Raw genomic sequence first — 1,137 nt, forward strand, 5'->3', positions numbered from 1 at the left:
GGTCACGTTGACCACGGCAAAACGACGTTGACGGCGGCGATCACGACCGTTCTGTCGAGCAAGTTCGGCGGCGAAGCCAAGGGCTACGACCAGATCGACGCGGCTCCTGAAGAAAAGGCACGCGGCATCACGATCAACACGGCTCACGTCGAGTACGAAACGGAATCGCGCCACTACGCGCACGTTGACTGCCCGGGCCACGCTGACTACGTCAAGAACATGATCACGGGCGCCGCCCAGATGGACGGCGCGATCCTGGTCGTGTCGGCCGCTGACGGCCCGATGCCGCAAACGCGTGAACACATCCTGCTGAGCCGCCAGGTTGGCGTGCCGTACATCATCGTCTTCCTGAACAAGGCCGACATGGTTGACGACGCCGAGCTGCTCGAGCTGGTGGAAATGGAAGTTCGCGAACTGCTGAGCAAGTACGACTTCCCGGGCGACGACACCCCGATCGTGAAGGGTTCGGCCAAGCTGGCGCTGGAAGGCGACAAGGGCGAACTGGGCGAGCAAGCGATCCTGTCGCTGGCCCAAGCCCTGGACACCTACATCCCGACGCCCGAGCGTGCCGTTGACGGCGCGTTCCTGATGCCGGTTGAAGACGTGTTCTCGATCTCGGGTCGCGGCACCGTGGTGACCGGCCGTATCGAACGCGGCATCATCAAGGTCGGCGAAGAAATCGAAATCGTCGGTATCGTCCCGACGGTCAAGACGACCTGCACCGGCGTGGAAATGTTCCGCAAGCTGCTGGACCAAGGTCAAGCCGGCGACAACGTGGGCATCCTGCTGCGCGGCACCAAGCGTGAAGACGTCCAGCGCGGCCAGGTTCTGGCCAAGCCGGGCTCGATCACCCCGCACACGGACTTCACGTCCGAGGTGTACATCCTGTCCAAGGAAGAAGGCGGCCGCCACACCCCGTTCTTCAACGGCTACCGTCCCCAGTTCTACTTCCGCACGACGGACGTGACGGGCACGATCGACCTGCCGGCCGACAAGGAAATGGTTCTGCCGGGCGACAACGTGACGATGACCGTCAAGCTGCTGGCCCCGATCGCCATGGAAGAAGGTCTGCGTTTCGCCATCCGTGAAGGCGGTCGTACCGTCGGCGCCGGCGTCGTCGCCAAGATCCTGAAGTAA

General features: G+C 63.1%; 1 protein-coding gene. It reads left to right on the forward strand.

The window, feature by feature from the left end; genetic code table 11:
- Nucleotides 1–1,137, forward strand: a 1,137-nt coding sequence (gene tuf, locus H0523_RS32015; protein ID WP_180180326.1) for an elongation factor Tu, incomplete at its 5' end; no start/stop codon positions are given.

Origin of the sequence: Achromobacter insuavis (assembly GCF_902859645.1) — a bacterium.
In the GTDB taxonomy this organism is placed as follows: domain Bacteria; phylum Pseudomonadota; class Gammaproteobacteria; order Burkholderiales; family Burkholderiaceae_B; genus Achromobacter; species Achromobacter insuavis.